Origin of the sequence: Paenibacillus sp. MY03 (assembly GCF_002165585.1) — a bacterium.
Classification (GTDB): Bacteria; Bacillota; Bacilli; order Paenibacillales; family Paenibacillaceae; genus Pristimantibacillus; species Pristimantibacillus agaridevorans.
The window spans coordinates 1-6,082 of the sequence record NZ_MXQD01000051.1; the positions used below are offsets into that span (position 1 = coordinate 1).

5 protein-coding genes are annotated in these 6,082 nt (G+C 52.3%); 3 read left to right on the plus strand and 2 right to left on the minus strand.

Annotation, left to right across the window (positions count from 1 at the left end; translation table 11 throughout):
* Positions 1-471 precede the first annotated feature (471 nt).
* Both B1748_RS29635 and B1748_RS37065 read right to left on the minus strand, forming a co-directional pair.
* Complete coding sequence (locus B1748_RS29635) at positions 472-1,611, minus strand: YfbR-like 5'-deoxynucleotidase (RefSeq protein ID WP_087571576.1); 1,140 nt, start codon at positions 1,609-1,611, stop codon at positions 472-474.
* A gap of 28 nt (positions 1,612-1,639) precedes the next feature.
* Positions 1,640-1,804, minus strand: a complete 165-nt coding sequence (locus B1748_RS37065) for a hypothetical protein (protein WP_179215893.1) — start codon at positions 1,802-1,804, stop codon at positions 1,640-1,642.
* A 444-nt stretch (positions 1,805-2,248) separates the two neighbouring features.
* Here B1748_RS37065 and B1748_RS29640 point away from each other — a divergent pair, with 444 nt between their 5' ends.
* The 3 genes from B1748_RS29640 to B1748_RS29650 all read left to right on the plus strand — a co-directional run bounded on the left by B1748_RS29640 (position 2,249) and on the right by B1748_RS29650 (position 5,907).
* The gene (locus tag B1748_RS29640; RefSeq protein ID WP_256976026.1) at positions 2,249-3,232 is read left to right on the plus strand and encodes a bile acid:sodium symporter family protein; all 984 of its coding nucleotides are present in this window, start codon (positions 2,249-2,251) and stop codon (positions 3,230-3,232) included.
* Positions 3,233-3,277: 45 nt separating this feature from the next.
* Positions 3,278-5,056 carry a two-component system histidine kinase PnpS gene (pnpS, locus tag B1748_RS29645; protein WP_087571577.1) on the plus strand — a complete coding sequence of 593 codons (1,779 nt, stop codon included), beginning with the start codon at positions 3,278-3,280 and terminating at the stop codon, positions 5,054-5,056.
* A 128-nt stretch (positions 5,057-5,184) separates the two neighbouring features.
* Positions 5,185-5,907: a response regulator transcription factor gene (locus B1748_RS29650; protein WP_087571578.1), complete on the plus strand. Its 723-nt coding sequence runs from the start codon at positions 5,185-5,187 to the stop codon at positions 5,905-5,907.
* Positions 5,908-6,082: the final 175 nt, after the last annotated feature.

The following is a 6,082-nucleotide window of genomic DNA, read 5'->3' on the forward strand; positions in this document are numbered from 1 at the left end:
TGCTCGCTTTTTCATACATATTCGCTCGTCCCCGGCCACCATCGCCCCAATGAACTCGCTTTTTCATACACATTCGCTCGTTCCCGCCTACCAGCACCTCAATGAACTCGCTTTTTCATACACATTCGCTCGTCCCCACCTACCAGCACCCCAATGAACTCGCTTTTTCACATTGCTCGTCCCTTGCAGGATATAACGTAAAAATCCGCCGTGTTGTCGAGGCGCATCTAGGCTGCGATCTAAAGAAGAAACAAAGGTATCGTAGCTGGTATGAAAGTGATTTAAACATGGAAGATCATTCTAACGTACAATTGCATATCGCCATCAGATATCCCAATAACGGCACCTTAAGTGTTTTTGCTAAATAACTTTCACGTTACTTCTACCTACGAGGACAGCTATGGCAGCACTTGCCAACCACCGATGAGCCGTCGTCCCCGCACAAACTAACTTCCCCGAAACAAAACGTCCTCACCGAACGAAATGGTCGTAAGTCAGATCATGCAGAATGTAGGCGAGGAAGAAGATGACGCAAGGATTCTCGTAATGATGCTGGATATGCACGAGCTGTCCGTAATACTTTTCCCCGTAATGCGGGTTGTTGCGCATCTCCAGATTGCTTTTGATGAGCGCGTCGAGCTTGTCGGCGATGTCCACGAGTTCGCCTTCATAGGTGTCGTCCTTCGCATTCACGAGGAAATCCATCATTTCGTCGTGGAAAAACGAAGGGAGCTGCTCCACCATTTTGCGCGCGACTTCCTGCTCATAACGCTCAAACGCCTCGCGTATAACGGAGGAAGATTTCTTGATCGGCGACGCGACATCACCGCTGACGCCTTCCACGATGTCGTGCATGACCGACTTGCCGAGCAGCTTGTAAAGATCGATGCCCGGACGTCCAAATCGTTCCGTCTCGAGCAATCCGTTAAACAGAGACATAGCGGCAACGCGGAAGGAATGCGTGGCGTCGTTGTCGGGGATCAGATTAAAGCTGCCGCCCCAACGTTCGATGAGATCCAGGTTCAGGATGTGATCGAGAAACTGCCGCACGCCGGCATCGGTGTCCAACGCCTGCAGCAGCCAGACGATTGAGGGGCAGGATGAGGCGGCAAGCTCGGCCCGCAATTGCTCGTACTTCGAAGCAAAATACGGATTGGCGTCCAGCTCGTATTCGCGCATGCAGAACAGCATCGCATCGAAGGAATCGACCGCTTGCACGAGCCGGCCGATATACGATTCATCCTCGGCATCGACGATGTAGTCGTAGAAGTGGGGCTGGAGCGAACGGGAGAGGTACGATACGATCTCCTTGCTAACCTCGGTCTCCAGCTTGCGGATATGGTCCGCGACATGAGCGTCTTTTTTGGTCACGTATTTGATGGAGCCCGTAACCGTCTCGTTCAAATCATGCAGCAACGCCCGCGCCGCGAGTTGAAGTTTGTTGAGTTGATTGCCGAATACACGCTCCTCTATGATGCCGGCCATAATAGCAATGGATGCGCATCGGAAGCTGTGGCTGGCGGCGTTGTCCTTGTAACGGGGGGAGAATTCCTTCCACCTGGACACGTATTGCATCTGAATGATGGCATTGGTGAATGAGCTGTTCTTCAAGACTGATTCCCCTCCACATCAATTGAAATCATAACGTGCTCGCGGACTCCTGTCCGGTCTCTTCCGCACGATGAAATACTTTATAGCTGAGCAGTCCGATCACGACAGTTACCGATGTCAGACAAGCGGCGAATACGAACAATGGTACAATGCCAAACGTCTCCGCAATCCATGCCATGCCAAGCAGCTGCAATAGGACGGACGAATCCCCTCTATTCCAAAGATATAATACCAACAACGAGAATACAACGAATTGTCCAAGCTGCGAGACGATAACAGGCGCGTCTGTTTGATTCTGGCCATTAAAAGAGGAGCAACGGAGCCGCTGATCATCCCCATGGCTGTTTTTGCCATTCTGATATCCTCGTCTCTAACTCTGATGTATAACCGATCTCCGATCTTATTATGCGTAACTATCGGGCGACCCGATAGTCAATCCCTTCTCAACAGGATATAATAGCTTAAAAATAAAAGTGGCGGCATCATGTCGGACATATTCAATCCTTACATACATGGTGATGCATAATTGTTTGGAGGTCAAGGATCCGAACCCATCTATAGTACGAATGTGGTCGAAATTGCGAATTAGGTTTATCATAGGAAGATCATACGCGGTTGCCGGACGGGAGATAACAACATGGATATACGCAAACTAGGTTTAACCTTTAATACCATATTCGAAAAATGGATGTTTCTCATCATTCCCTGCTCGCTCATCCTCGGGTTCCTATTGGAACGTCCGCTGCAAGCCTTTGTGCCGGCCGTTCCTTATTTATTTGCTTTCGTCACGCTGACGATGGCGATGGGGTGCGGGCTCAATCATCTGCGCGGCGTCATGAAGCGGCCGGGCATTATGCTGCTAACCTTCCTGCTGGCCCACGTTGTGTCGGCTGTCATTGCTTACGCCGCAGGCGTGGCGATCTTTGGAGCCGACTCTCCTTATGTCGTGGGGTTGGTGTTGTTCACGATTATCCCGCTTGGCGTGTCGTCCGTTCTGTGGGTGGGCATGTCCGGCGGAAGCGTGCCGCTCATGCTGGCCATGGTCGTATTGGATTCCCTGCTCAGCCCGTTCGTCGTGCCGGCAGGCGTGCATGCCTTTTTCGGGACCGGGGTAGAGGTCAAGGCAGGTCCGCTTATGCTGGACCTAACCATCATTATCGTGCTGCCCACGATCATTGGCGTTGTCTTGTACGAGTTGAGCAAAGGGACGGCCGCGGTTAAAACCAAGCCGATCGCCGCCCCGATCTCCAAGCTCTGCTTCGTTTCGGTTGTTGCGCTTAACGCTTCGGCCATTGCCCCGTACGTAGAAGAGCTGAAACGCGACATGGCGTTGTTGGTGCCTGTTGTCATCGTTTTAGTCGGCATTTGTTACGCCGTCGGCTTCGTCTTTACGGCTGGTCTGCGGGATCGCGAGACGCAGACGACGGTATCATATGCGACCGGCATGCGCAATATTTCTCTCGGCATCGTACTGGCGATGGGCTACTTCAGCCCGCTTGCCGCCGTACCGGTCGTGCTGTCGATTCTTATTCAACAGCCGGTGGCGACCGTTCATCATTATGTTTTACATAAACTTAACAGAAACAAGACTGGCAATGCGGTCCGTACGCATGTACGATAAACGTTGGCATTGATTTGCCGGCCCATCCATGAGGAGTGAACGGACATGAACAGTTTTCGAACCCGGCTAACGATCATTATTATCGCGATGACCGCGCTGTCGGTGACGGCTGCGGGTTTCCTGATGATGAAGACGTTTAAAAACAATCATATCAATGCGCTGGAAGACAATATGGTTCGCGAGCTGCATCTCATCGTCAACAAGATGGATTGGCTGACGGGCGAGCTGGAGGAGCAATCCTTCTATTATACGAAGGAAGCGGAAGAGCTCAAGGGATACACCGATGCGCGGGTGACGTTTATGCGGGGAGACGGCACGGTCATCGGCGATTCGGACTACGATCCGCGTACAATGGACAATCATGCTTCGCGTAAAGAAGTAATGGAAGCGATGGATAAGGGCATCGGACAAGCAGTGCGTCCCAGCGAGACGGCTGGAGAAAGCTTGATCTACGTGGCAATTCCACATGTCGTTGTGGAAGATGGCAATACTTATATCATACGGCTAGCCATGTCGCTGCAAGAGGTAGAGGGCAGCATCGATCAATTGACAATCGTTTTAATTGGCGGCCTATGGGTGCTGTGCATCGTCGCGGCCGTTATCAGCTATAGAATTGCCCTGAGCCTGACGAAGCCGCTGGAGCAGATTACGAAGGTGGCCAAGCGGATCAAAAACATGGACTATCGCGCGAGGGTGAAGACGACGAAACAAGACGAGATCGGAGAGCTGGGCACGGCAATCAATGCGATGGCCGACAGTCTGCAGGTGCAGATGAGCCGCATCAGGCAGAACGAGAACCAACTGGAGAGCGTACTTGCGAACATGATCAATGGCGTCGTCATGATTGACGTTCATGGCATTATTCTGCTTATGAATCGCAGGGCGGAGGAAGTGCTCGGCTTCTCCGCGCGCGAGCTTGTCGGACGGCATTTCGCCGAAGCGAAGCAGCAATATGAGCTGGCACAGATTATTCAGGAAGCATTGGATTCGAGGGAGCATCTGCGCGAGGAAATAACGTTTTACTTCCCGGAGGAGCGACTGCTGGAGCTTAATCTTGTGCCTGTCCGCGAAAACAACGACGGAGAATTTAGCGGAGTGCTTCTTGTCCTGCAAGACGTATCCGCGATTCGCAGACTGGAGCGGATGCGCAGCGAATTCGTGGCGAATGTATCGCATGAGCTTAAGACTCCGATTGCCGCAGTTAAGGGATTCGCGGAGACGCTGCTTGGCGGTGCCGTTAAGGACGAGGAGACGGCTCGTTCGTTTCTTCAAATTATTTTCGACGAGAGCGAAAGGCTCAATCGTCTGATCGGAGACATCCTGGAGCTGTCTAAGATTGAATCGCGAAGAGTGCCGCTCATGTTTTCTCCTGTAGAGATGGATGGATTCATTGACAAGACGGTAAAGCTGCTGGAGCCGGAAGCGAAACGCAGAGGCATTGCTCTGGAGCGTGACGTCGAATCAGGATTATATCTGGAGGCGGACGAAGACCGGCTGCGCCAAATCATGATGAATTTGTTGTCCAATGGCATTAATTACACGCCGGAGGGCGGACATGTTACGATTCGCATCTATGCGTATGGCGACGAGCAAGTCCGCATCCAGATCAGGGATTCCGGCATAGGCATTCCCAAAAAAGATCTGCCTCGCGTCTTCGAGCGTTTTTATCGCGTGGACAAGGCCAGAAGCCGGAGCTCCGGCGGCACGGGCCTCGGTTTGTCCATCGTCAAGCATCTGGTGGAGCTCCATAAGGGAACGATCTCGGTCAGCAGCACGGTCGGCGTGGGAACGACATTTACGATTGATCTTCCCGTCATTCAATAAGGCGGCAAGGCCTGGTTAGGCATGTTGGACTATCGCATATCGTGGAAGTCGTGGTAAACTGTTTACTAAGCGTTAAACTTTAAGTGTATGCGGCGCTTGATGCGCCGCTATAGAGCCTGGAGGTCCCTATGTCGCACAAAGTGTTAGTCATTGAAGACGAACCGACTTTGGCAAGGTTATTATCGTACAACTTGACTCAGGAGGGCTACGAGACAACCGTCATTGATCATGGCAGCGAAGGGCTGCAGACCGCTCTTCAACGAGGATTCGATCTCATTATATTGGATATCATGCTGCCGGGCATGAATGGTTTCGAAGTGTTGAGCCGGCTTCGCCAGCACGGCGTGCGCACGCCTGTCATTATTCTGACGGCACGCAATGCGGAAGAAGAGGTCGTGCAGGGACTTAAGCATGGAGCGGATGATTATATAACGAAACCTTTTGGGGTAGCTGAGCTGCTTGCTCGTGTATCGGCCGTCTTGCGCAGGACGCACAACGAAGACCCCGCACCCGTTGTTTCCAACGAGAAGGTAATCTCGGTAGGGGAGTTGGCGATCTACCCGGAGAAATACGAGGTTGTCGTCAACGGCGAACCGATCCCGCTTCGGCCCAAGGAGTTCGAGGTGCTGCTCTATCTGGTGCAGCGTCCAGGAATGGTCATTACCCGCGACGATCTTATGAACGTCGTATGGGGCTTCGACTACATTGGCGGCCAGCGTACCGTCGACGTACACGTCAGCTCGCTTCGGAAGAAGCTGGAGCTTGGCCAGCAATCCGTTCAGATCGAATCCATCCGAGGCGTCGGATACAAGCTCGTTATGCCTAAAAAGCTCGCAAGCCCTAAGCTGTAGGGATGCCGGGCTTTTTTTGTTGGCAGGGGGAGAGGGGAGCGCGTTTTGAAAGTGTAGTTAAGTTGCGTAGGTAAATAAAAAAGTGTAATGAAATACATGCGCTTGTTGGGGGTAAGAAAAAGGAGCCGCCGTAGCCAGCCGTGTCGGACGCAATAGCCCGAAAAAGTCGGGCTAA

Coding starts and splice junctions, on each gene's coding strand:
- B1748_RS29640 (WP_256976026.1), top strand. CDS start 2,249: ATGGATATACGCAAACTAGGTTTAACCTTTAATACCATATTCGAAAAA.
- pnpS (WP_087571577.1), top strand. CDS start 3,278: ATGAACAGTTTTCGAACCCGGCTAACGATCATTATTATCGCGATGACC.
- B1748_RS29650 (WP_087571578.1), top strand. CDS start 5,185: ATGTCGCACAAAGTGTTAGTCATTGAAGACGAACCGACTTTGGCAAGG.